This is a genomic window from Halomonas sp. CKK8 (assembly GCF_029625235.1).
Classification (GTDB): Bacteria; Pseudomonadota; Gammaproteobacteria; order Pseudomonadales; family Halomonadaceae; genus Halomonas; species Halomonas ventosae.
In genome coordinates, this window is sequence record NZ_CP121193.1 from 3,104,243 (window position 1) to 3,129,403 (window position 25,161).

Consider the following 25,161-nt stretch of genomic DNA (forward strand, 5'->3'; position numbering starts at 1 on the left):
GCATGAGTCAGTTTGCAATCAACCTGCTGTTCGTAGGGGCCTCCTTCGCCCTCTACATCGGCATCGCGATCTGGGCCCGAGCGGGCTCGACCAAGGACTTCTACGTGGCCGGCGGCGGCGTGCATCCGGTGACCAACGGCATGGCCACCGCCGCCGACTGGATGTCCGCCGCCTCCTTCATCTCCATGGCCGGCCTGCTGGCCTCCGGGGGCTACGCCAACTCCACCTTCCTGATGGGCTGGACCGGCGGCTACGTCATCCTGGCCATGCTGCTGGCACCCTACCTGCGCAAGTTCGGCAAGTTCACGGTGCCCGACTTCATCGGTGACCGCTTCTACAGCAACACCGCCCGCCTGGTCGCCGTGATCTGCCTGGTCGTCGCCTCCATCACCTACGTCATCGGCCAGATGACCGGTGCCGGCGTGGCCTTCTCCCGCTTCCTGGAGGTCTCCAACACCTGGGGCATCTGGATCGCGGCCTTCATCGTCTTCCTCTATGCGGTCTTCGGCGGCATGAAGGGTATCACCTACACCCAGGTGGCCCAGTACATCGTGCTGATCATCGCCTACACCATCCCGGCCGTGTTCATCTCGCTGGAGCTGACCGGCAACCCCATTCCCGGCCTGGGCCTGTTCAGCACCCATACCGAGTCCGGTGTGCCGCTGCTGGCCAAGCTGGATGACGTGATCAATGCGTTGGGCTTCCGTGACTATACCGCCGACGTCGACAACAAGCTGAACATGGTGCTGTTCACCCTGTCGCTGATGGTCGGTACCGCGGGCCTGCCCCACGTCATCATCCGCTTCTTCACCGTGCCGAAGGTGGCCGATGCCCGCTGGTCTGCCGGCTGGGCCCTGGTGTTCATCGCCCTGCTCTACCTGACCGCTCCCGCGGTGGGTTCCATGGCGCGCCTGAACCTGATGACCACGGTCTATCCGGAGATGGCCGGCCAGGTCGAGAACTACGATGAGGCCGCCACCAACCCCATCCTCTACGAGGAGCGTCCCGAGTGGGTGCGGACCTGGGAAGAGACCGGCCTGATCAACTTCGAGGACAAGAACGGCGACGGCCGCATCCAGGTCTACAACGACGGCAACGAGGACTTCGCCGACACCGCCGCCGAGCGCGGCTGGGAAGGCAGCGAGCTTACCGTCAACAACGACATCCTGGTGCTCGCCAACCCGGAGATCGCCAACCTGCCGAGCTGGGTCATCGGCCTGATCGCCGCCGGGGGTATCGCCGCGGCACTCTCCACGGCCGCCGGCCTGCTGCTGGCCATCTCCTCGGCCATCAGCCATGACCTGATCAAGACCATGATCAACCCGAAGATCACCGAGAAGGGCGAGATGCTGGCGGCGCGGATCTCCATGGCCGGTGCCATCCTGCTGGCGACCTACCTGGGCCTGAACCCGCCGGGCTTCGCGGCCCAGACGGTGGCACTCGCCTTCGGTATCGCCGGTGCCTCGCTGTTCCCGGCGCTGATGATGGGCATCTTCTCCAAGCGGGTGAACAACAAGGGCGCCGTTGCCGGCATGCTGACCGGCCTGGGGCTGACCCTGCTCTACATCTTCACCTACCTGGGCTGGTTCTTCATTCCGGAGACCAACATGCTGCCCAACACCCCGGACAACTGGATCCTGGGCATCTCGCCGCTCTCCTTCGGCGCGGTCGGCGCGATCTTCAACTTCGCCGTGGCCTTCGCCGTCTCCAGCGCGACCGAGGAGCCTCCGCAGGAGATCCAGGACCTGGTGGAAAGCGTCCGCTATCCCAAGGGTGCTGGTGTCGCCACCGGGCACTGAGCCATAATGGCCAACTGGCCCGGCTAGCCGGGCCAGACCAACCACTACCGATCGGGCTTCCTCAGGGAAGCCCGTTCGCTTTCAAGGACGCATGAACCATGATATGGCACCTGATAGCTGCGGTCTTCGCCGGCCTCGGCGCCGCGGGGATCGGCCTGATCCTGCGCCTGGCCAGCGGCAAGCGACTGCCGCGCTGGATCATCCCGGCGCTCGGTGGCCTGGGGATGCTCGGCTACCAGATCTACACCGAATACACCTGGTTCGAGCACAAGCAGCAGCAATTGCCCGAATCCGCCGAGGTGGTCTCCGTGGAGGAGGGCCAGATGTTCTGGCGCCCCTGGACCTTCGCCTTCCCCATGACCACGGCCTTCACCATCGTGGACCTGGACAACCTGGCGGTGAGCCGGGGCGATGGCGGGCGCCTGGTCGAGTTCATCCTCTACCGCTTCGAGAAGGAGTACGTGGACCAGGTGAGCCACCAGGCCTACCTGATGAACTGCGCGACCCGGGAAATGCTGCCCCTGGAAGGCGAATCACGGACCCCGCACACCGAGCAGATGCGCCGCGTCGAGGCCGAAAGCCCGCTCTACCGCGTCCTCTGCACGGAGGGCTGACCCGGCGCATGCACGCCCGCGGCTGCCCCGGGGGCTGGCCTTGCCCTAGAATGGGCGCATCCGGAAGGGAGAAGAGTGCATGTTCGCTGGCTGGCTGCTGATCGCCGTTTCACTGCTCTACATCGCCGTGCTGTTCGCCATCGCCTGGCGGGGCGACCGCCATGCCCGGGAGCACGGCGCCAGCCGGCGCCGCCCGGTGATCTACAGCCTGGCACTGGCCATCTACTGCACCTCCTGGACCTTCCATGGCGCCGTGGGCCAGGCGGCCACGGCGGGCTGGTCCTTCGCCAGCATCTTCGTCGGGCCGATCCTCACCCTGCTGCTGTTCTGGCCGGTGCTGGCCAAGATGATCCGCGTCGCCAAGCACCAGAACGTCACCTCCATCGCCGACTTCATCGCCTCGCGCTACGGCAAGACCCAGTCGCTGGCGGCCTTCGCCAGCCTGGTGGCGCTGATCGGCACCCTGCCCTACATCGCCCTGCAGCTGAAGGCGGTCTCCACCTCCTTCAGCGTGATCACCGATGCAGGCGACATCACCCAAGCGCCGCTGTTCGGCGACACGGCCTTCTACGTGGCGGTGGTGATGGCGGCCTTCGCCATCCTCTTCGGCACCCGCCACACCGACGCCACCGAGCACCACGAGGGCCTGATCCACGCCGTGGCCTTCGAGTCGCTGGTCAAGCTGCTCGCCTTCCTGGCCCTCGGGGCCTACGTCACCTGGGGCATGTTCGACGGCCTGGGCGACCTGCTGGGCCGCGCCGAGACCCAGCTCGAGCTGCAGCGTCAGCTCGCCGACCAGGACTTCGGCCAGAGCTTCTGGGCCCAGACCCTGCTGGCCATGCTGGCCATCCTCTGCCTGCCCCGCCAGTTCCACGTGGCGGTGGTGGAGAACATCCACCGCGACGACGCCACCAAGGCCCGCTGGCTGTTCCCGCTCTACCTGCTGGCCTTCGCCTTCTTCGTCATCCCCATCGCGGCGGCCGGCCTGACCATCTTCGCCGACAGCGGCATCGAGCCGGATACCTATGTGCTGGCCCTGCCCATGGCCGCGGGCAACGAATGGCTGACGCTGCTGACCTTCATCGGCGGCTTCTCGGCGGCCACCGGCATGGTGATCGTGGCCGCGGTGGCGGTGTCGATCATGATCTCCAACGAGATCGTCATCCCCGCCCTGTTCCGCCTGCGCTGGTTCGATACCAAGCCGCGTGACTACGGGCGACTGGTGCTGCGCGCCCGGCGCATCACCATCGCCGTGATCCTGGCCATGGCCTATGGCTTCTACCAGCTGATCGGCGAGTTCAGCTCGCTGGCCAGCACCGGCATGCTCTCCTTCGCCGCCGCGGCCCAGTTCGCCCCGGCGCTGATCGGCGGCCTCTACTGGAAGCGCGGCAACCGCCTCGGCGTGATCGCCGGCATGAACGCCGGCTTCGCCATCTGGGCCTACAGCCTGCTGATGCCCACCCTGATCGGGGCTGGCGTGCTGCCCGGGCACTGGCTCGACGGCGGCCCGCTGGGCATTGCCTGGCTGGCCCCCACCTCGCTGTTCGGACTCAACGTCGGCGACAGCTTCACCCATGGCGTGATGCTCTCCCTGGGCGTGAACCTCTTCTGCTACATCTTCGTCTCCCAGATGACGCCCCAGCGGGTGGTCGAGCGCATCCAGGCCTCACTGTTCGTCGACAGCGTCGAGACCCGCCAGACCTCGGTGAACCGCCCCTGGACCGGTGCCACAACCGTGGGCGACCTCAAGGTGCTCTGCGAGCGCTTCCTGGGCGCCGGCCAGGTGAGCCGCGCCTTCGAGGACTACGCCCGGCGCACCGGCAAGCCGCTGGAGGACAACACCCGCGCCTCCATCGACGTGATCCAGTTCACCGAGCGCTTCCTGGCCTCGGTACTCGGCGCCTCCTCGGCCCGCATCGTGGTCAACTCGGCCCTCCAGGGGCGCGGCATCGGCATCTCGGACGTGATCTCCATCGTCGACGAAGCCTCCCAGGTGCTGGAGTTCAACCGCGCCCTGCTGCAGGCCACCATCGAGAACATCAACCAGGGGATCAGCGTGGTCGACCAGAACCTGCGCCTGGTGGTCTGGAACCAGCGCTACCTGGAGCTGTTCCGCTTCCCCGACCACCTGATCCGTGTCGGCGCCCCGATGGACAAGATCTTTCGCTACAACGCCCACAACGGCGAGTATGGCCCCGGCGATCCCGAGGAGCACGTGCGGCTGCTGATCGACAACATCCGTGAGGGCCATCCCCACCGCTACGTGCGCTACCGCCAGGACGGCAGCGTGCTGGAGGTGCAGGGCAATCCCATGCCGGGGGGCGGCTTCGTCTACAGCTACCAGGACATCACCCAGCAGAAGCGCATCGAGGAAGCGCTGATCCGTTCCGAGAACAACATCCGCATCTACACCGACAACGTGCCGGCGCTGATCGCCTACTTCGACAAGGAGTGCCGCTACCTCTTCACCAACCGCGCCTACGAGCAGGCCTTCGGCATCGACCGCAACGCGGTGATCGGCAAGCGAGTGGAAGAGGTGATGGACCCCGACATGGCTCGCGAGCGGGCACCGTGGATCGAGCGCGCCCTGGCCGGCGAGCGGGTCAACTTCGAGGTCTCGCTGCCCATCGGCGACGACCGGCGCTACATGCTGGTCACCTATACGCCGCACTTCGGCGACAGCGGGGCGATACTCGGCTTCTTCGCCCTCTACCAGGACATCACCGAACGCCGCCTGGCCGAGATCGCCCTCAAGGAGACCAACGAGACCCTGGAGGAGCGGGTGCGCGAGCGCACCCAGGCGCTCTCCGAGGCCAATGCTGCCCTGCGCCAGGAGAACCGGGTGCGCGCCGAGGCCGAGCTCGCGCTGCGCCAGGCCAAGCAGCTCGCCGAGGATGCCAATGCCTCCAAGACACGCTTCCTGGCGGCCGCCAGCCACGACCTGCTGCAGCCGCTCAATGCCGCGCGGCTGTTCACCTCGGCCCTCGCCCAGGAGATGCCGGCCGAGGACATGAAGCGCACCATCGGCCATATCGACAACTCGCTGCAGGCCGCCGAGGAACTGCTCGGTACCCTGCTCGACATCTCCAAGCTGGATGCCGGCGCCCTCACTCCGCGGCGCAGCCACTTCGCCCTGGCCGACATCATCCAGCCGCTGCGTGCCGAGTTCGAGGTGATGGCCGAGGAGCGCGGCCTGGATCTGGTGGTGGTACCGACCCGCCAGTGGGTCGACAGCGACCCCCAGATGCTGCGCCGGATCATCCAGAACTTCCTCTCGAATGCCATTCGCTACACCCAGGCCGGCCGGGTACTGCTGGGCTGCCGCCGCCATGGCGAGCGCATCACCATCGAGGTCTGGGACTCGGGCCCGGGGATCCCCGAGGCCAAGCAGCTCGAGATCTTCCAGGAGTTCCGGCGCCTCGACCAGGCCACGCGGCACAAGGAGAGCGAGAAGGGCCTGGGCCTGGGACTCTCCATCGCCGATCGCATGGCGCGGGTGCTCGACCACCCCATCCGGGTGCGCTCCAAGGAGGGCTGCGGCACCATGTTCTCGGTCAGCGTGCCGGTGGTGGCGCCGCGCACCGCGACCGAGCAGGCCGAGGATGCCTCGCCGAAGCGTGCCGGCAACAAGCTCGCCGGCACGCGGATCCTCTGCATCGACAACGAGTCACTGATCCTCGAGGGCATGAAGGCGATGCTCTCGGGCTGGGGCTGCGAGGTGTTCACGGCCACCACCATCGGCGGCGCCAAGTCGGTGCTGCGCCACCTGGACGGCGACCCGGACGCGATCCTGGCGGACTATCACCTGGACAACGAGGTCACCGGCCTGATGGCCCTGGAGGCGCTCGGCGAGCGGCTGGAGGGCGCGGTGCCCGGCATCGTGATCACCGCCGACCGCACCGAGGAGGTGGCCGAGGAGGTCAGGCGTGCCGGCTACCAGCTGCTGCTCAAGCCAGTGCGCCCCGCCGCCCTGCGCGCCCTGCTGACCCGCACCCTGCAGGCCAGCCGGGCGCCAAGCGGCTAAGCGGCTAAGCTGCCAAGCTGGCAAGCTGGCAAGCTGGCAAGCTGGCAAGCTGGCAAGCTGCCAAAACAGGAAAACATTGAGACCTGTAACAAGAAACCCACCTGACGGTGGGTTTCACTTTTCCTTGAAGCTTGCGCCTTGGCGCTTGCAGCTCAGCGCTCGGCGCTACGACTCCACCTTCGGCGGTTCGACCTCGAGCTTCTGGGCGGCGATCACCGCCTGGGTGCGGGAGTGCACGCCGAGCTTGCGCAGGATGGCGGTGACATGCGCCTTGATGGTGGCCTCGGAGACGCTCAGCTCGTAGGCGATCTGCTTGTTGAGCAGCCCCTCGGTGAGCATGTTGAGCACCCGGAACTGCTGGGGCGTCAGCGAGGCGATGGCCTCGGCGAACTTGGTCTCCTCCTCGTTGGCCTCGCCCAGGGCCGCGGCCATCTCGGCCGGCAGCCAGACCTCGCCATCGAGGATCTCGCCCACTGCCTCGGCGATCAGCGCCAGCGACGAGGACTTGGGAATGAAGCCCGAGGCGCCGTAGTCGATGGCGCGGCGCACCACGTGGATCTCGTCACTGCCGGAGACCACCGCCACCGGGATATCCGGGGTCTGGCCGCGCAGCTGGATCAGGCCCGAGAAGCCATGGGCGCCCGGCATGTGCAGGTCCAGCAGGATCAAGTCGGCGTCGGGATGGCGGGTGACCACCTCGGTGGTGGCCTCCATGGTGTCGGATTCGACGATCTCGGCCTGGGGCGCCAGCTGGCGCAGAGCCTGGGTCAGGGCCGCACGGAACAGCGGATGGTCATCGGCAACGATGAATTTCTGGGCAAAGGCCATGGATCTTCCTCCGGTTCCTCGAGCAGCGGAACGACGGCCGCCACGCTGGGCTCTACAGTTGTTGTCCGCATGTTACCCCATGGCCGCGGCGATTCCCAAGGGCTCTCGGGATATTGTCGACATTCCCATGACCGAGCACAAAGAAGCCGGCCCCGAGGGGCCGGCTTGGCATGCCATAGGGCGGGCAGGCCCTCAGCGGTTGGCGCGATGCTCGATCAGCTCGTCGACCACCGACGGGTCCGCCAGGGTGCTGGTATCGCCCAGGCCGTCACACTCGTTGGCGGCGATCTTGCGCAGGATGCGGCGCATGATCTTGCCCGAGCGGGTCTTGGGCAGGCCCGGGGCCCACTGGATGACGTCCGGCGAGGCGATGGGACCGATGTCCTTGCGCACCCACTTCGTCAGCTCCTTCTTGAGCTCGTCGCTCTCCTCGAAGCCGTCGGCCAGGGTCACGTAGATGTAGATGCCCTGCCCCTTGATGTCGTGGGGGAAGCCGACCACGGCCGCCTCGGCCACGGCCTCGTGGGCCACCAGGGAGGACTCGATCTCGGCGGTGCCCATGCGGTGGCCGGAGACGTTGAGCACGTCATCGACGCGGCCGGTGATCCAGTAGTAGCCATCCTCGTCTCGACGACAGCCGTCACCGGTGAAGTACACACCCTTGAACGCCGAGAAGTAGGTCTGCACGTAGCGCTCGTGATCGCCCCAGATGGAGCGCGCCTGGCCGGGCCAGGAGTCTTGGATCACCAGGTTCCCTTCGGCGGCGCCCTTGAGCTCGGTGCCCTCGTTGTCGACCAGTGCCGGCACCACACCGAAGAACGGCAGGGTGGCGGAGCCCGGCTTGAGGTCGGTGGCACCGGGCAGCGGGGCGATCATGATCCCCCCGGTCTCGGTCTGCCACCAGGTGTCGACGATGGGGCACTTCCCGTTGCCGATCACCCGGTAGAACCATTCCCAGGCCTGGGGGTTGATGGGCTCGCCCACCGAGCCGAGCACTCGCAGGCTGTCGCGCTTGCTGGAGTCCATGACGTTGTCGCCATGGGCCATCAGGGCGCGCACCGCCGTCGGTGCGGTATAGAGGATGTTGACGTTGTGCTTGTCAACGATCTCGCCCATGCGACCGTGGGTCGGGTAGCTGGGCACCCCTTCGAACATCAGGGTGGTGCCGCCATTGGCCAGCGGCCCATAGACGATGTAGCTGTGGCCGGTGACCCAGCCGACGTCGGCGGTGCACCAGTAGACCTCGCCCTCCTGGTAGTCGAAGACGTACTGGTGGGTCATGGCGGCATGCAGCAGGTAGCCGCCGGTGGTGTGCTTCAGCCCCTTGGGCGCCCCGGTGGAGCCGGAGGTGTAGAGGATGAACAGCGGATCCTCGGCCCCCATCTCCTCGGCCGGGCAGTCGGTGGACTGCTGGGTGACGATGTCGTCGTACCAGACGTCGCGCCCATCCTTCCAGTCGATCTCGCCGCCGGTGCGCTTGACCACCAGCACGTTCTTGCACACCTCGGTACCGTCGCGGGTCAGGGCGGCATCGACGTTGTCCTTGAGCGGCACCTGCTTGCCACCGCGCACGGACTCGTCGGCGGTGATGATCAGCTTGGACTTGGCGCCGATCACGCGCTGGGCAACGGCGTCAGGGGAGAATCCACCGAACACCACCGAGTGCACGGCACCGATGCGGGCACAGGCGAGCATCGCCATGGCGGCCTCGGGAATCATCGGCATGTAGAGCGTGACCACGTCGCCCTTGCCGACGCCCAGCTCCTTGAGTCCGTTGGCCAGCTGGCAGGTCTTCTCATAGAGCTCACGGTAGGTAAGCGTCTTGTCATCCTTGGGGTCGTCGCCCTCCCAGATGATCGCCGGCTGGTCGCCACGGGTCTCGAGATGGCGGTCGAGGCAGTTGACGCTGGCGTTCAGGGTGCCGTCCTCGAACCAGCGGATATCCACGTTGTGCGAGTCGAAGGAGGTGTGCTTGATCTTGGTCGGCGCCTTGAACCAGTCGAGGCGCTTGGCCTGCTCACCCCAGAACCCCTTCGGGTCGTCAACCGACTGCTGGTACATGGCCTCATAGGTAGCCTTGTCGGCGTGGGCCTTGGCGGCAAACTCGTCGCTTACCGGATAGACTTTCTGCTGCTCGGTCATGGATATGCCTCTGTCCAGGGGGATGGACCCTCCAGGTGGATGTTGCCGGCCGCAGGGCGTATCGAGCGGGCCGGCCCCATAAAACCTGTCCACAGCATATACGTCAGCACGCGGCCTTCCCTTTAGACATTGGTAGAAACATTTTTCTTTTTAATGACAATGACTTACAAGAGAATTCAGGAAGCGGAACGACCGAGATAGACCAAGGTCTCAGCGCAGTGCCGGCACCGATACCCCCGCCCCCGCCGGGCCAGGGCATGCCGCCGGGCGGTGAAGCCGTGTTCCCGGCAGCCGCAGCGGTAGCGGTAGGGCGCCGGGCTCGCACGGCCGGTGTCGAAGCGGTGGGTGGTTCTGGGCGCCACGCCGAAGAGGCGGCGCATCACGGTCTGCCACTCGCGACCGTGGGGTCGCGCGCGGTGGCCATCCTCCAGGTGATGCACCAGCCAGTGGGCCATCTCGTGGGGCACCACCTCGACCAGGAAGGCGAGGCGATTCTCCTCCAGCAGCACCGGATTGAAGCGCAGCCCGCCGCGACCGAAGTGCGCCTGGCCGGCGCACTTGCCGCGCAGGTCGAGCCAGACCGCCGGGCGCGGCAGCCCGGGGTGCAGCTCGCGACACAGTCGCCAGGCCGCCTCGACCCGCGCCAGGAGCGCGCGTTGCAGGGCAGCCCGGTCGAGGGCATCCAGCCGGGCGGGGTCGGGGTCGGGAAGCGCGGGCTTGGTCATGGGATGCTAGAATGGCGCCTTCGTGTCGAGGCGTAAAGCCTTCCCCATGCCCACGACTTCCCTGCGAGAGCCGTCATGTCCGATGCCGAAACGCCCCTCCCCCAGCCGCTGCTCGAGGACGCGGAGCTCGACCTGCTCGACGACTTCCTCGACTCCGAGCGAGTCGACGCCGACGCCCTGGACCTGATCGGCGCCCATGGCTTCCTGGTGGCCCTGGCCGTGGCGCCACGCGACACCCCCGCGGCGGCCTGGGTGGCCGAGCTGTTCCATGGCGATCCGGCCTTCGCGGATGACGCCGAGCGCGAGACCATCCTGGGGCTGCTCGAGCGGCTCAGGCACAACGCCATCGAGGTGCTGGAGGCGGGCGGCCTCCCGGAGCTGCCCTTCGAGCTCGAGCTCGCCGGCAGCGCCCCGGAGGAGACACCGATCGGCGACTGGTGCGCCGGCTTCATGGAGGGGGTCTTTCTCGACGAGGCTGCCTGGTTCGCCGACGACGAGGAGGCCGCCGCCACCCTGCTGCTGCCCTTCATGCTGCTCTCGGGGCTGTTCGACGACGAGCCCGACATGGCGGAGCTCGCCGGTGATGCGACGCGCCTCGAGGGCCTCGTTACCCAGCTGCCGGAACTGGTGCTGGACCTCTACCTGCACTATCGCGTCCCCCCGGAGACACCCAAGCCCAGGCCGCGCCGCAAGCAGCCCGCCGGGCGCGGCAAGGGCCGGCGATAGGCGGCCAAGCGGCCAAGCGAAGCGAGTCACAAGGGGACCAGGAGTCAGGCTGACCCATCCTTGCACCTTGGCGGCGCGCAGCTCGTCGCCGGCGCTATCTTAGCCGTGTCAGCATCCCGTCCAGGGTGCCATAGAGCCACTCACGAAAGCGCTGCAGGCGTGGCCGCCGCGACCAGGCCTCCGGGTCGATCTCCGTGCTCGACGCGAAGTTGCGCTCGAAGAGCCCGGCGACCTCGGCGGCAAAACGGGAGTCATCGACCTCCTGGTTGGCCTCCAGGTTCCACTGCAGGCTCCAGTGGTCGAAGTTGCACGAGCCGAGGCTGACCCAGTCATCGACCAGCGAGAACTTGGCATGGATGAAGGTGGGCTGGAACTCGAAGATGCGTACCCCTGCCCGCAGCAGGCGGCCATAGAAGCGCTGGCCGGCATAGCGCACGCCGGGATGGTCGTGGAGCTCGCCCGGCAGCAGCAGGCGCACGTCGACGCCGCGCCGGGCCGCCCGGGCCAGGCGCATGCGCAGGGTGAAGGTGGGCACGAAGTAGGGGGTACAGATCCATAGCCGCTCCGCGGCGGTCGCGACCCGATGATGCAGCGAGTGGCGGATCGCCTGGTAGCGATAGCCCTGCCCCCAGACCACGCGACCGCGCATGCCGCGATAGCCCTCGCGCTGGCGCGTCGCGAGCTCCAGCCCGCGCACCAGCGAGGCCCTGCCCGGCCCGCGACTCATGGGGGAGTCCCAGAGCCGGCAGAACAGCCGCACCCAGTCAGCCACCACCGGCCCCTCGATGCGCATCGCGACCTCATACCAGGCATCCAGGAACTCGTCCACGGCCCCGAAGCCACCGGTGAAGGCCTCGGCCCCGTCGACCACCACCAGCTTGCGGTGGTCCCGGGTCAGGTTGCGCACCAGCGACTGCATCCCCAGGGGATTGAAGAAGCGCAGCGCCACGCCCCCCGCCTCGAGACGCTGGCGATCGGCGGTGGCGAGCCCCATGGCACCATAGCCGTCGAGCAGCAGCATCACCGACACGCCGCGCTCGGCGGCGCGGACCAGCGCCCCGATCAGCGCGCTGGCCAGCCGGCCGGATTCCATCAGGTAGAGCTCGATCAGCACGGAGTGGCGCGCCCGGTCGACGGCCGCGAACATCGAGGGCAGGAAGAGGGCCGCCTCGGGAAGCAGTTCGAAGTGATTGCCGTCTCGCCACATGCCGTGCATGGCACCATCCCTGTCACATGCCGTTACAGCATTGACGCATGTTTACCGGCCCGGGAAAAGCCCGGCCCCCTGACCGCCGGGAGACGGGCCGCTATACTGACGGCTCACCCCCGGGCACAGGCGACAGGATGGGCCTTGCACGCATGCTGGCCGGCGCGCTGCGCGCGCCGCTCGAGCGACTGATGGCCCGCTGGGCCCGGATCCGGCTGATCGAGCCCGAGTCCGAGGCGCTTTCCCTCGAGCCGACACTACCGACCCTCTATGTGCTGCCGCACCCGGCGCTCTCCGATACCCTGCTGCTGGCCTCGCTGACCCGCGCCCATGGCCTGCCGTCGGCCGGCGGCCGGCGCACCATCGGCGCGGTCACCCTGCCCGCCAGCACGGCGCTGCCCGCCCCGATCCGACGCCTTGGGCGCCGCACGCGGCGACCGGCGGCCCCCTTCCTGTCGCTGATCGAGCAGTGCCAGCGTGACCCCGGCCGTGATGTCCAGCTGGTGCCGGTGAGCATCTTCTGGGGGCGCGCCCCGGGCAAGCGCTTCGGTTTCTGGCAGCTGCTCGCCGCGGACAGCTGGCAGCTCACCGGACGGCTACGCCGCCTGCTGTCGGTGGTGGTCAACGGCAAGGACGTGGAGGTTCATCTCGGCACGCCGCTCAGGCTCTCCGAGCTGCTCGACGCGCGCGAGGCCGACCTCACCAATCGCAAGATTGCCAGGCTGCTGCGGGTGCACTTTCGCCGCCTGCGCACCCGGGTGCTGGGACCGGATCTCTCCCACCGGCGCACCCTGATCGAGGGGGTCGCGAAGAGCCCCGAGGTGCGCCGCGTCATCCGCGAGGTGGCGACCGCGGAGCAACGCTCGGTGCCGCGACTCGAGGGCCGGGCCCGCCGCTATGGCCGCGAGATCGCCTCGAACATGACCTACCCGGTGCTGCGCTTCATGGACGGCCTGCTGCGGCGTCTCTGGAACCGCCTCTACGACGGCGTGGCGGTGCACGGCCTGGAGCGGGTCAAGGCCATCGCCGGTGACCATACCCTGGTCTACGTCCCCTGCCATCGCAGCCACATCGACTACCTGCTGCTCTCCTACGTGCTCTACCGCGACGGCCTGATGCCCCCGCACATCGCCGCCGGACGCAACCTCGACATGCCGCTGATCGGCCCGCTGCTGCGGCGCGGCGGGGCCTTCTTCATGCGTCGCAGCTTCCGCGACAACCGCCTCTATGCCACGGTCTTCCACGAATACCTGCACCGCCTGATCGCCCGCGGCCACCCGCTGGAGTACTTCATCGAGGGAGGGCGTTCGCGCAGCGGCCGCATGCTGCCTGCCCGGCCCGGCATGCTCTCGATGACCCTGCGCTCCTACCTGCGCGGCGCACGCGGCGGCGGCCAGCCGCTGGTCTTCGTGCCGGTCTACATCGGCTACGAGCGCATCCTCGAGAGCGGCAGCTACCAGCGCGAGCTGCATGGCGGCAGGAAGCGCAAGGAGAGCCCCTGGGGAGTGCTGCGGGTGCTCGGCCGGCTGCGCCAGCCCTTCGGGCAGGTCACCGTGAACATCGGCGACCCCCTGTCGCTCCCGGCCTTCCTCGATGCGGAGGTGCCCGGCTGGCGAGGACAGCTCGACGACCCGCGCCCGCCCTGGCTCGCACGGGCCGTGCCCCGCCTCGGCGAGACCCTCTCGCGTCGCATCAATGCGGCCGCCGCCCTCAACCCGGTCAACCTGGTGGCCCTGGTGCTGCTGGCCACCCCCCACCATGCCATCGAGGCCAGCCTGCTCAAGCGCCAGCTGGCGCTGCTGGTGGCCCTCCAGCGACGCCTCCCGGGCGGCCGCCACGTCAGCCTGCCGGAGGGCACGCCCGACACCTGGCTCGAGCGGGTTCTCGCCCTGGGAATGGTCGAGCGCCGCCCGCACCCGCTGGGCGACATCATCGTCGCCGACGGCCGCCAGGCCGGCCTGCTGGGCTGGTATCGCAACAACGTGCTGCACCTCTTCGCACTCGCCGGGCTCACCGCCTTCGCGTTCCGCCACCAGGCCTGCCATGAGCTGGATGGCCTGGTGGCCCTGCTCGCCCCCGGCTGGCCGATCCTCACCCGCGAGCTGATGATCGCTCCCCCGGCCTCGCTGCGCGAGGACCTGGCCGGGATGCTCGCGGCACTGGTCGAGGCGGGACTGCTGGAAGCCGAGGACGGGAACTGGCGCCGGCCTCGGGAGTCCCTGGAGGCCGGGGAGCAGCTGGGCATGCTAGGGGGCCTGATGCAGCCGTCGCTCGAGCGCGGCTACCTGCTGCTGTCGGTACTGTTGAGCGAGCCCGCCGGGCACTTCACCGCCGACGAGCTGACCGCGCGCAGCCGCGAGCTCGCCGAGCGGCTGGCCCTGCTCTCGGGGCTGGATGCACCGGAATTCTTCGATACCCGGCTGTTCTCCGGCCTGGTGGAGAGCCTGGAGGCACAGGGATGGCTTCACACCGAGGAGGACCGCCTGGTGTTCGATGACCGCCTGCGCGAGGCGGCCCAGCGGAGCCGCGCGCTGTTCGACCCGGCGCTGCGTCACCGCCTGCAGCTGGTCAGTCGCCCGGAAGCGGGCTGAGTTCAGGCCTCCAGGCGGCGGTGGACGTAGAGGTCGTAGCGACTGGTCCTGTCCTCGATGACGTGGTGCGGCGAGGGCCCCTCGATGGGCGGCGCCTTGCGCGGCCGCTTGACCACCACCCGATGGGTCGCCACGTCCAGTGCCGCCTCCAGCAGCCGCGGGGCATCCGGGTCATCGCCGGCCAGGGTGCGGAAGAGCCGCATCTCCTTCTTGACCAGCGCGGACTTGTCGCGGTGGGGGAACATGGGGTCCAGGTGGATCACCTGGGGCGCCACGGCGCCGCTCGCCACCAGCGCCTCCAGCCCGAGGGTCGCGTCGCCGTGGACGATTGACATGCGCGCGGCGATCTCGCCGATCTCGGGATCGCGCCGTGCCCGCGCCAGGCCGTCCTCCAGCAGCGCAAGGATCGCCGCGACCCGCTCGATCAGCAGCACCTCGGCCCCCAGGCTTGCCAGCACGAAGGCGTCGCGCCCCAGCCCGGCGGTGGCATCCACCACCGAGGGCGTGACGCCCCTGGCCAGGCCGCAGGCGCGGGCCACCAGCTGGCCACGCCCCCCGCCGAAGCGACGACGATGGGCGGCGCGACCCGCGACGAAGTCCACCGCCAGCGGATGACCGTAGCGCTTCGCATCGCCGGCCAGTACCAGGCGGTCGCCCTGGTGGACCAGCAGCAGCTCGGCCTCGCCCTCCCCGGCCAGGGGCAGGCCGAGGCGCGTGGCGAGGGCCGGGTCCGCCACCCCCACCGGCACATCCTGCCTCATCGGCCCTTCTGCCAGGCGACCCGGTCGCGCAGGTAGACCGGCTGCACCTCGTGGGGTGGCCGGCCCTCGCCGGCCACGAAGTCGCGCACCGCAAGAAGGGCCATGTCGGCGGCATCGGCCTCCGGCTCGACCAGGCAGAGCCCCATGCCGGCCTGCACCTCGGCAGGCATCTGGTCCCACAGGCGCCAGCCGGTGCCGATGCCGACCCAGTCGTGGTCGTCATGGCCGACCGGCAGGCGCAGCCGCGCCGGCGGCATCACCGCCTCCTCGGTCAGCGCCACCGGCGCACCATCGCGGCACTGCCAGGCCGCCACGTAGATCTCGCCCATGCGGGCATCCAGGGCGGTGATCAGCCAGCGGTAGTGGTGGCGACGATGGGCGCCCAGGGCCAGCGCCTCGAGGGTCGAGACACCGACCAGCGGTCGGTCGAGGCCGAAGGCGAGCCCCTGGGCGACCCCCGCGGCGATGCGCAGGCCGGTGAAGGAGCCCGGCCCCCTGCCATAGGCCACGGCATCCAGCGCCGAGGCTGGCAGGCCGGCCTCGGCGAGCACCTCGTCGACCATCGGCAGCAGCCGCCGGGTGTGCTCCCGCGGGGTCAGGGCGAAGCGTGAGATCAGTTCGTCGTCGAGGCCCTCACGGCGGCGCAGCAGGGCGGCGGAACAGGCGCTCGAGGAGGCATCCAGGGCCAGCAGGATCGGCATGGGCAAGAGGTCGCGGCGGAAAATGTCGGGGCATTATACGCGCGCCATCGCCAACGACGAAGGCCCGCGCATGGCGGGCCTTCGTCAAGGGGCGGTGTAGCGTGGGGCTCAGCCTTCCAGCGCCTCGATCACCTGGGCGGTGATGTCGTCGATGCTGCCCACCCCTTCGACCCGATGGTACTCCGGCGCCGCCTCGGGGTCCTCCTTGGCCCACTGCCGGTAGTAGTCGACCAGCGGCGCGGTCTGCTCGTGGTAGACCGCCAGGCGGTTGCGCACGGTGGACTCGCGGTCGTCGTCACGCTGGATCAGCGTCTCGCCGGTGACGTCGTCCTTGCCCTCTTCCTTCGGCGGCTGGTACTCGAGGTGATAGACACGGCCAGAGCCCGGATGCACGCGGCGACCCGCCAGGCGCTTGACGATCTCCTCGTCATCCACGGCGATCTCCAGCACATGATCGATCTTCACCTCGGCATCCTTCATGGCCTGGGCCTGGGGGATGGTGCGCGGGAAGCCGTCGAACAGGAAGCCGTTGGCGCAGTCGGGCTGGCTGATGCGCTCCTTGACCAGGGCGATGATGATGTCGTCGGACACCAGGCCGCCGCTGTTCATGATCTCCTTGACCTTGAGCCCCAGTTCGCTGCCCGCCTTCACCGCGGCGCGCAGCATGTCGCCGGTGGAGATCTGCGGGATGTTGAACCGCTCGCAGATGAACTGGGCCTGGGTGCCCTTGCCGGCACCGGGGGCGCCCAACAGGATCAAACGCATCTGACTGCTCCTTGAAGTGTGAATCTCGTACACGGGGAAAGGAAAGACCCGAACGATAACCGTGCCGTCAGGCCCAGACAAGCGAAGTGACCGCCGAGAGGCCGCCAAAAGCGGAAAAAAGGTCGGCGTATCAACCTTGTGGCAGCCAAATAGCACTTTGGTCTGCCCCGGGGATCGAACCCGCCATAACCGACGACGGCGCCTTGCGGCGCCGTCGTACCGGGCAGGATGGCAGCCCTACAGCAGCAGGCGACGGATATCCGTCAGCACCTGGCCCAGGAAGGCGGTGAAGCGCGCCGCATCGGCGCCGTTGACCGCCCGGTGGTCATAGGAGAGGCACAGCGGCATCATCAGCCGCGGCTGGAAGGCCTGGCCATCCCACACCGGCTTCATCTGCGCCTTGGAGATGCCGAGGATGGCCACCTCCGGGGCGTTGACGATCGGCGTGAAGGCGGTGCCGCCGATGGAGCCCAGGCTGGAGATGGTGAAGCAGCCACCGGTCATCTCCTCGCGTTTGAGCTTCTTCGACTGCGCCTTCTTGGCCAGCTCCACGGACTCCTTGGCCAGCTCGATCAGCGACTTGCGGTCGGCATCGCGGATCACCGGCACCATCAGGCCATCCGGGGTGTCCACGGCGACGCCGATATGCACGTACTTCTTGTGCACCACCGTCTCGCCGTCGCTCTTCAGGCTGACATTGAACTGCGGGAACTTCTGCAGCGCGAAGGCGCAGGCCTTGATCAGGAAGGGCAGCGGCGTGAGCTTGGCGCCCTGGGCCTCGGCCTCGGCCTTCATCGACTTGCGGAAGGCCTCCAGCTCGCTGATGTCCGCCTCGTCGAACTGGGTGACATGGGGCAGGTTGACCCAGCTGCGATGCAGGTTGGTGGCGCCCATCTTCATCAGGCGCCCCATGGGCTTCTCTTCCACCTCGCCGAACTGGCTGAAGTCCTGGTCCGGGATCGGCGGGATGCCGCCCCCGGCTGCCGCCGGCGGAGCCGCTGCCGCGGGTGTGCTGGCCTTGCCGTCCATCACCTGCTTGACATAGGCGTGGACGTCCTCCTTGAGGACGCGCTCCTTGGGGCCGCTGGGCCTGACCAGCCCCAGGTCGACGCCCAGTTCCCGGGCCAGCATGCGCACCGCCGGGCCGGCATGCACCAGCTTGCCGTCACGGGGCTTGTGGGCCGCCATCTGGGCCTCGGGACTCGGCGAGCCGGCGGGCGTTTCCATCGGTGCCTCGGCCTTCGGCGCTGCCTTCTGCTCGGGCTGCTTCGCCGCCGGCTGGGCGGCGGGCTTGCTGCCGGCCACCGGAGTGCCGGCCACCTCGATATAGCCGATCAAGTCGCCCTCGGAGACGGTATCGCCCTCCTTCACGGTCAGCTCGAGCAGCTTGCCCTTGTAGGGGCTGGGCACGTCCATGGAGGCCTTGTCGGACTCCAGGGTGATCAGCGGGTCCTCCTCGTCGACCTCGTCGCCGACGCTGGCGGCAATCTCGATGATCGGCACGTCGGCGGAACCGGAGAGGTCAGGAACGCGTACCTCCTTGCGCTCCGGCTCACCACTGCCGGCACCCTCCTCCTCGGCCGGGGCCGACGCCTGCGCGGCGCTCTCGGCCGGCTCAGGCGCCGACTCGGCGGCGGGTTCGGCCTCGCCCCCCCCCTCGCCGGTACCCGCGTCCTCGACTTCCATGGTGCCGATCACGTCGCCCTCGGAGACGGTGTCCCCTTCCTTGACGGTGAGCGAGACCAGCTTGCCGGCATGGGGGCTCGGCACGTCCATGGAGGCCTTGTCGGACTCCAGGGTGATCAGCGTATCCTCGGCGGCCACCTCGTCGCCCTCGGCCACCGCCACCTCGATGATCTCCACATCCGAGGAGCCGCCCAGGTCGGGAACCTTAATCTCCACGGTGCGCTTGCCGCCACCCCCGCTACTGGCGGCAGGCTTCTCCGGGGCCGGTTCGGGTGCCGACTCGGGCGCCTTCTGCGCCTCGGAGGCCTCGCGCTTCTCCTCGGCCTCGCCGCCGCCCTCGACCTCGATCTCGACGATGTCGTCGCCCTCGGAGACGGTGTCGCCCTCCTTGACCAGCACCTTCAGCACCTTGCCGCCCTTCGGCGCCGGCACGTCCATGCTGGCCTTGTCGGACTCCAGCGTGATCAGGGTGTCCTCGGGGGCGATGACATCACCCTCGGCCACCGCGATCTCGATGATTTCCACATCGGTATCGCCACCGATGTCCGGAACTTTGATGATTTCGCTACTCAAGGTCGCGCTCCTTCAAACTCTTGACGGGGGCGGGCCTCGCGGGCCCGCCATGCCACCGGATCAGTCGGTCGGCGCCTCACACCTCAAGCGGGTTGGGCTTGGCCGGGTCGATGCCGTACTTCTTGAGCGCCTCGCCGACGACCTTGCGATCCAGTTCGCCACGGTCGGCCAGCGCCTTGAGCGCGGCCACGGTCACGAAGCGGCGGTCGACCTCGAAGAAGGCACGCAGCTTCTCGCGGGTATCGGAGCGACCGAAGCCGTCGGTCCCCAGTACATGGTAGTCGGTCGGCACCCAGGCGCGGACCTGGTCGGCGAACAGCTTCATGTAGTCGGTGGAGGCGATCGCCGGCCCCTTGCGGTCTTCCAGGCAGGCAGTGACGTGGGGCTTGCCCGGTTCGGCCTCGGGGTTGATGAAGGCCTGGCGGTCGATCTCCAGGGCCTCGCGGCGCAGTTCGTTGAAGCTGGTGACGCTCCAGATGTCGGCGCCCACACCCCACTCCTCGGCGAGCATCTCGGCGGCGGCCTCGACCTCGCGCAGGATGGTGCCGCAACCCAGCAGCTGCACGCGGCCCTTGTCGCCCTGCGTCTCGCGCAGCAGGTACATGCCCTTGATGATGTCGGCGGCGGGCACCTCGTCGAGGGCCGGGTGCTCGTAGTTCTCGTTCATCACCGTCAGGTAGTAGAAGCAGTTCTCCTTGTCGGCGAACATGCGCTTCAGGCCATCCTGGACGATCACCGCCACTTCATGGGCATAGGTGGGATCGTAGCTGCGGCAGTTGGGAATCATCGAGGCCTGCAGGTGGCTGTGGCCATCCTGGTGCTGCAGGCCCTCGCCGTTCAGGGTGGTACGCCCGGCAGTGCCGCCGACCAGGAAGCCGCGGGCCTGCATGTCACCGGCCGCCCAGGCCAGGTCGCCGATGCGCTGGAAGCCGAACATCGAGTAGTAGACATAGAACGGCAGCAGCGTCGTGGCGTTGTTCGAGTAGGAGGTCGCGGCGGCGATCCACGCCGACATGGCGCCGGCCTCGGTGATGCCCTCCTCGAGGATCTGGCCCTTCTGATCCTCGCGGTAGAACATGATCTGACCCTTGTCCACCGGCTCGTACTTCTGCCCCTCGGAGGTGTAGATGCCGAGCTGGCGGAACATGCCCTCCATGCCGAAGGTGCGCGCCTCGTCGGGAATGATCGGCACCACGCGCTCGCCGATCTTCTTGTCCTTGACCAGGCCGTTGAGTATGCGCACGAAGGCCATGGTGGTGGAGACCTCGCGACCCTTGGAGCCGCCGGTCTGCGACGCGAAGGTCTTGTCCTCGAGGGCCGGGATCGGCAGCGCCTCGAAGTCATTGCGGCGCGCCGGCAGATAGCCACCCAGGCGCTCGCGCTGGAGATGCATGTACTTCATCTCCGGCGTATCGTCTTCCGGCTTGTAGTAGGGCACTTCCTTGAGCTGCTCGTCGGTGAGCGGGATGCCGAAGCGGTCGCGGAAGGTGCGCAGCGCCTCGTACTCCATGGTCTTGACCTGGTGGGCCTCGTTGGCGGCCTCGCCGTCGCCGCCCCCCATGCCGTAGCCCTTGACGGTGTGCGCCAGGATCACGGTGGGCCGGCCGTTGGCGTTCTGGGTCGCCTCGTGGTAGGCCGCGTACACCTTGAAGGGGTCATGGCCGCCGCGGTTGAGCTTCCACACGTCCTCGTCGGACATGTCCTTGACCATCTCGGCGGTTTCCGGGTACTTGCCGAAGAAGTGCTCCTTGGTATAGGCGCCGCCGTTGGCCTTGTAGTTCTGGTACTCGCCGTCTACCGCCTCGTCCATGCGCTTCTGCAGGATGCCCTTCTTGTCCTTCTCGAAGAGCGGGTCCCAGAGGCGACCCCAGACGACCTTGAGGACGTTCCAGCCGGCGCCGCGGAACACGCCCTCGAGCTCGTCCATGATGCGCGAGTTGCCGCGCACCGGGCCGTCCAGGCGCTGCAGGTTGCAGTTGACGACGAAGATCAGGTTGTCGAGCTTCTCGCGGCTGGCCAGGTGGATGGCCCCCAGGGATTCCGGCTCGTCGCACTCGCCGTCGCCCATGAAGCACCAGATCTTGCGATCGTGCATGTCCTTGAGCTCACGGGAATCCAGGTACTTCATCACGTGGGCCTGGTAGATGGCCTGGATGGGGCCGAGGCCCATGGACACCGTGGGGAACTGCCAGAAGTCCGGCATCAGCCAGGGGTGCGGGTAGGACGAGAGGCCGTCGCCATCCACCTCCTGGCGGTACTTGTCCATCTGGTCCTCGGTAAGACGCCCCTCCAGGTAGGCACGCGCATAGACGCCCGGCGCCACATGGCCCTGGATGTAGACCAGGTCGCCCTCGAAGTCGCCGTTGGGGGCGCGGAAGAAGTGGTTGAAGCCCACGTCATAGAGGGTCGCCGCCGACATGAAACTGGCGATATGACCACCCAGCCCCGGGTTCGCGCGATTGTTGCGGATCACCTGGGCGATGGCGTTGTAGCGGATCAGCGAACGGATGCGACGCTCCATGAAGAGATCACCCGGCATCGGCGCCTCGCGGTGCACCGGAATGGTGTTGCGATGCGGGGTGGTCACCGAGAAGGGCACCTGCATGCCATCGCGACGCACGCGGTCGGCCAGGCGCGTCATCAGGTACCGGGCACGATCCTCGCCCTCGCGATCCAGGACCGACTCCAGGGAATCCAGCCATTCCGTGGTTTCGACCGGATCGAGATCTTCTCTTGATTCCAGACTCATAGACGTCTCTCCGAATGACGGTGGGGACTACAGCCCCGCAGAGGGGCGAGTGGCGCTCATGTTCGGACGTGCAGACCGAACGCGTCAGGCCTGTAGTTGTTTTACAAGGTGGTGTGATGTGCGGTTGCCGTTGGCGCGAAGATACCGTAAACGCCGGGCCCTGCCAATTCAAGATAGAATGGAAATAGTTTTCACATAATCTGTATTGCACCGCAACACAGGGGATTACGTGACCCCACGGCGTCGAATCCGGGCCCGCTCAGGAAGTTGTAGCTAAACTACCGTATGAAGCAAGCGTGCCATTCAGGCGTGATCGGCAAGGCTTCCCGGGCACCCTCGGGAACGTATTCTTTCCACTTCCTGGCGAAAGTAGGCCCAGTCGAAGGCGGGCCCCGGGTCGCTCTTGCGCAGCGGCGCCACCCGGGCATGGCTGGTGATGCGCGTCTCGTCGAGGGCCGGGTAGGCCGCCAGCAGGGCAAGGGTGACGGCCGCGAGGGCCCGGTACTGGGCGCCGGTGTAGGGGCTGACCTCGTCCCCCTCCAGCTCGATGCCCACGGCGAAGTCGTTCAGCGCCGTCCGCTCGCGCGCGCCGTCCCGCCACCGCGAGCGACCGGCATGCCAGGCTCGCGCCTGGAAGGGCACGAACTGCACGCACTCCCCGTCGCGGCGGATCAGCAGGTGGGCCGAGACACGCAGCCCGGCGATGGTCGCGAAGAAGGGGTGTGCCTCGGGGTCGAGCCGGTTGGTGAAGAGCCGCTCGATATGCTCTCCGCCGAAGACCCCGGGCGGCAGGCTGATGGCGTGCAGCAGCAGCAGCGAGACTTCCCCGGCCGGGCGTTCGTCCTGGTTGGGCGAGGAAAGGTGCCGGGCGCCTGGCAGCCAGCCGTCGTCGATGCGCATGGTTTTTCCCTGACGTCGATGCATGGGTTTCCCTATAATGATCGCCTCAAGCTTCCCCGCACAGAGATGGACCCGCCATGCATTACCAGGACGCCCTTGCCGAAGAGATCCGTGACAGTGCCGCCCGGCTGCTGGCCGAGGACGTCGGCCCCGGTGACATCACCGCCCAGCTGGTGCCCGAGAAGCAGATGGCCCGGGCCCGGGTGATCACCCGCGAGGCGGCGGTGCTGTGCGGCGTGGCCTGGGTCGACGAGCTGTTCCGGCGCCTCGATGCCCGGGTCGCCCTGCACTGGCAGGCCGCCGACGGCGACCACCTTTCGCCCGGCCAGGCCTTCCTCGAGCTGGAGGGGCCGGCGCGCAGCCTGCTCACCGGGGAGCGGGCCGCGCTCAACCTGCTGCAGACCCTCTCCGCCACGGCGACCCGCACCCGCCACTACGTGGACCTGCTCGAGGGGACCGGCGTGCGCATGCTGGACACCCGCAAGACCCTGCCCGGGCTGAGGCTCGCCCAGAAGTACGCGGTGACCTGCGGCGGCGGTCACAACCACCGGATCGGCCTCTACGACGCCTTTCTGATCAAGGAGAACCACATCGCGGCCTGCGGCGGCATCGCGGCGGCGGTGAAAGAGGCCCGCGACATCGCCCGCGACCTGCCGGTGGAGGTGGAGGTGGAGACCTTCGAGGAGCTGGACCTGGCGCTTGCCGCCGGGGCCGACGTGATCATGCTCGACAACTTCAGTCTCGACGACATGCGCGAGGCGGTGCGTCGTACCGCCGGGCGTGCCACCCTTGAGGCCTCGGGCAACGTCGACGAGGGCACCCTGCGCGCCATCGCCGAGACCGGCGTGGACTGCATCTCCAGCGGCGCCCTGACCAAGGATGTCAGGGCCATCGATCTGTCGATGCGGATCGTCGAGCAGGAGACCTGAGCGGCCCCTCAGGTCTCGACGGCGACCAGCCGCTTCTCGAGCCGCTGGCGGTAGAGCCGCTCGCCGCCGCGCTCGACCCAGTCGTCGCCCAGCCGCTGCCAGCCCCGGTGCACCAGGCCCTCGACCAGCATGGCGCTGGCCTCGATGGCGGCCCGAGTCACGCCCTGCTCGAGGAGCAGGCGCTCGGCATGCACCAGCAGGGTCGAGCCGATCCCGCGCCGTCCGAGCGACGGCCAGACATAAAGGGTCTCGATCCGCCCGCGGGGCATGTCCAGTTCCAGGAAGCCCACGCAGCGGCCCTCGCAGTCGGCGACCAGGGTGGTGTAGAGCGCCTGGCGGGCCGCCCAGGCACTGCCATCCCGGGGCAGCGCCGTCGCCCAGGCCTCGCGCTCGACCAGCGAATAGTGACCCGCCGCGCCCTGCATCACGGCGTGGTGGAAGACCTCGGCCTGGTCCGCGGCGTCCCGGGCGCGGGCCGTGCGATAGACGATTCGCGGTCCACGGCGGCGCCCGGCGGGCGGCGGCTCGGCCGGCTCGGATCCGTTGTCGATATCGGCAAGACGCATGTGAGACCTTCCTGAAATGATGACCGGCCCAGCAGACTACCCAAGCCACGCCGCGGGGCCAAGCCCTGCGGGTGGTCACTCTCAGGATATGCCATGAACGACCGTCCCACCCCACCCGATGCCTTCCAGCTGACGCCCATCGGCATCATCGAGAGCGACTTCCCGGACAAGTTCGGCATCCCGCGCCAGCCGGGCCTGGCAACGGCGGCCCGGGCGTCCCTGGTGCTGGTCCAGCCCTTCGACGACCCGCTGGCGGTGAGAGGCCTCACGGCCTTCAGCCACCTCTGGCTGACCTTCGTCTTCCACCTCAGTCCCGAACCGGCCGGCCCGGCTCGCTGGAGCCCGCTGGTGCGCCCGCCGCGCCTGGGCGGCAACGCCAAGGTGGGCGTCTTCGCCAGCCGCAGCACCCATCGGCCCAACCGCCTGGGGCTGTCGCTGGTGGAACTGGTCGAGATCGACACCTCGCACGGCGTGCGCCTGCGGCTTCGTGGCGCCGACCTGGTCGACGGCACTCCGGTGCTCGACATCAAGCCCTACCTGCCCTGGGCCGAGGCCCGCCCCGAGGCCCGCGCCGGCTTCGCCCCCGAGGCGCCGCCGACCCTGGCGGTCAGCCTCTCGCCCGAGGCGGAGGGCGTGCTGGCCCGGCGCCCCGACGGTGACTCGCTGCGTGAACTGATCCTCCAGATACTGGCCCAGGACCCGCGCCCCGCCTACCGCCACGGCGCCGAGACACGGATCTACGGGGTGCGACTGCGCGACGTGGACGTGCGCTTCCAGGCACTGCAGGAACAGGCCGGCCCCACGACGCTGAGGGTGGTCGAGGTCCTGCCGGCCGAAGGCCGGACATGACGAAGGGCCCCGAGGGGCCCTTCTCG

Annotated in this window: 18 protein-coding genes; 7 read left to right on the top strand and 11 right to left on the bottom strand. The window is 68.3% G+C overall.

Annotation, left to right across the window (positions count from 1 at the left end):
• The first annotated feature begins 2 nt into the window (after positions 1–2).
• From P8934_RS14700 to P8934_RS14710, 3 genes are all read left to right on the top strand, one after another.
• Positions 3–1,799, top strand: coding sequence for a sodium:solute symporter family protein (locus P8934_RS14700; RefSeq protein WP_278031700.1), 1,797 nt, complete (start codon positions 3–5; stop codon positions 1,797–1,799).
• A 98-nt stretch (positions 1,800–1,897) separates the two neighbouring features.
• Positions 1,898–2,413 carry a hypothetical protein gene (locus P8934_RS14705; RefSeq protein WP_278031701.1) on the top strand — a complete coding sequence of 172 codons (516 nt, stop codon included), beginning with the start codon at positions 1,898–1,900 and terminating at the stop codon, positions 2,411–2,413.
• 79 nt (positions 2,414–2,492) lie between these two features.
• Positions 2,493–6,437, top strand: coding sequence for a NahK/ErcS family hybrid sensor histidine kinase/response regulator (locus P8934_RS14710; RefSeq protein ID WP_278031702.1), 3,945 nt, complete (start codon positions 2,493–2,495; stop codon positions 6,435–6,437).
• 165 nt (positions 6,438–6,602) lie between these two features.
• Here the strand turns inward: P8934_RS14710 and P8934_RS14715 are convergent, their stop codons facing one another.
• The 3 genes from P8934_RS14715 to P8934_RS14725 form a co-directional block, all read right to left on the bottom strand.
• Positions 6,603–7,265 carry a response regulator transcription factor gene (locus tag P8934_RS14715; RefSeq protein WP_250059783.1) on the bottom strand — a complete coding sequence of 221 codons (663 nt, stop codon included), beginning with the start codon at positions 7,263–7,265 and terminating at the stop codon, positions 6,603–6,605.
• A gap of 192 nt (positions 7,266–7,457) precedes the next feature.
• Positions 7,458–9,407, bottom strand: coding sequence for an acetate--CoA ligase (gene acs, locus P8934_RS14720; RefSeq protein ID WP_278031703.1), 1,950 nt, complete (start codon positions 9,405–9,407; stop codon positions 7,458–7,460).
• Positions 9,408–9,583: 176 nt separating this feature from the next.
• Positions 9,584–10,132 carry a SprT-like domain-containing protein gene (locus tag P8934_RS14725; RefSeq protein ID WP_278031704.1) on the bottom strand — a complete coding sequence of 183 codons (549 nt, stop codon included), beginning with the start codon at positions 10,130–10,132 and terminating at the stop codon, positions 9,584–9,586.
• 75 nt (positions 10,133–10,207) lie between these two features.
• Here P8934_RS14725 and P8934_RS14730 point away from each other — a divergent pair, with 75 nt between their 5' ends.
• Positions 10,208–10,858, top strand: coding sequence for a YecA family protein (locus tag P8934_RS14730; protein ID WP_278031705.1), 651 nt, complete (start codon positions 10,208–10,210; stop codon positions 10,856–10,858).
• Positions 10,859–10,952: 94 nt separating this feature from the next.
• On the opposite strand, the gene P8934_RS14735 is transcribed toward P8934_RS14730, so the two are convergent.
• Entirely contained in the window at positions 10,953–12,074 is a 1,122-nt protein-coding gene (locus tag P8934_RS14735) for a phospholipase D-like domain-containing protein (RefSeq protein ID WP_278031706.1), read from the bottom strand.
• A 128-nt stretch (positions 12,075–12,202) separates the two neighbouring features.
• On the opposite strand from P8934_RS14735, the gene plsB reads away from it, so the two are divergent.
• Complete coding sequence (gene plsB / locus P8934_RS14740; protein ID WP_278031707.1) at positions 12,203–14,656, top strand: glycerol-3-phosphate 1-O-acyltransferase PlsB; 2,454 nt, start codon at positions 12,203–12,205, stop codon at positions 14,654–14,656.
• Between the two features lie 2 nt (positions 14,657–14,658).
• Here plsB and P8934_RS14745 read toward each other — a convergent pair whose 3' ends face one another.
• From P8934_RS14745 to ampD, 6 genes are all read right to left on the bottom strand, one after another.
• Positions 14,659–15,417, bottom strand: a complete 759-nt coding sequence (locus P8934_RS14745; RefSeq protein WP_278031708.1) for a class I SAM-dependent methyltransferase — start codon at positions 15,415–15,417, stop codon at positions 14,659–14,661.
• Positions 15,414–16,118 carry a tRNA (adenosine(37)-N6)-threonylcarbamoyltransferase complex dimerization subunit type 1 TsaB gene (tsaB, locus tag P8934_RS14750; protein WP_278031709.1) on the bottom strand — a complete coding sequence of 235 codons (705 nt, stop codon included), beginning with the start codon at positions 16,116–16,118 and terminating at the stop codon, positions 15,414–15,416. Before tsaB ends, P8934_RS14745 begins: the two co-directional genes overlap by 4 nt.
• A gap of 108 nt (positions 16,119–16,226) precedes the next feature.
• Positions 16,227–16,883: an adenylate kinase gene (adk, locus tag P8934_RS14755; RefSeq protein WP_278031710.1), complete on the bottom strand. Its 657-nt coding sequence runs from the start codon at positions 16,881–16,883 to the stop codon at positions 16,227–16,229.
• Positions 16,884–17,120: 237 nt separating this feature from the next.
• Positions 17,121–19,142 carry a pyruvate dehydrogenase complex dihydrolipoyllysine-residue acetyltransferase gene (aceF, locus tag P8934_RS14760; protein ID WP_278031711.1) on the bottom strand — a complete coding sequence of 674 codons (2,022 nt, stop codon included), beginning with the start codon at positions 19,140–19,142 and terminating at the stop codon, positions 17,121–17,123.
• A gap of 76 nt (positions 19,143–19,218) precedes the next feature.
• Complete coding sequence (gene aceE, locus P8934_RS14765) at positions 19,219–21,891, bottom strand: pyruvate dehydrogenase (acetyl-transferring), homodimeric type (protein ID WP_278031712.1); 2,673 nt, start codon at positions 21,889–21,891, stop codon at positions 19,219–19,221.
• 303 nt (positions 21,892–22,194) lie between these two features.
• Positions 22,195–22,791 (bottom strand): 1,6-anhydro-N-acetylmuramyl-L-alanine amidase AmpD, encoded by a 597-nt coding sequence (gene ampD / locus P8934_RS14770; protein ID WP_278031713.1) that lies wholly within the window; start codon positions 22,789–22,791, stop codon positions 22,195–22,197.
• Between the two features lie 77 nt (positions 22,792–22,868).
• Here ampD and nadC point away from each other — a divergent pair, with 77 nt between their 5' ends.
• Positions 22,869–23,720, top strand: a complete 852-nt coding sequence (gene nadC, locus P8934_RS14775; RefSeq protein WP_278031714.1) for a carboxylating nicotinate-nucleotide diphosphorylase — start codon at positions 22,869–22,871, stop codon at positions 23,718–23,720.
• A gap of 8 nt (positions 23,721–23,728) precedes the next feature.
• Here nadC and P8934_RS14780 read toward each other — a convergent pair whose 3' ends face one another.
• On the bottom strand, positions 23,729–24,286 hold the full coding sequence (locus P8934_RS14780) for a GNAT family N-acetyltransferase (RefSeq protein WP_278031715.1): 558 nt from the start codon (positions 24,284–24,286) through the stop codon (positions 23,729–23,731).
• A 93-nt stretch (positions 24,287–24,379) separates the two neighbouring features.
• Here P8934_RS14780 and tsaA point away from each other — a divergent pair, with 93 nt between their 5' ends.
• Positions 24,380–25,135 (top strand): tRNA (N6-threonylcarbamoyladenosine(37)-N6)-methyltransferase TrmO, encoded by a 756-nt coding sequence (tsaA, locus tag P8934_RS14785; protein ID WP_278031716.1) that lies wholly within the window; start codon positions 24,380–24,382, stop codon positions 25,133–25,135.
• The last annotated feature ends 26 nt before the right edge of the window (positions 25,136–25,161 follow it).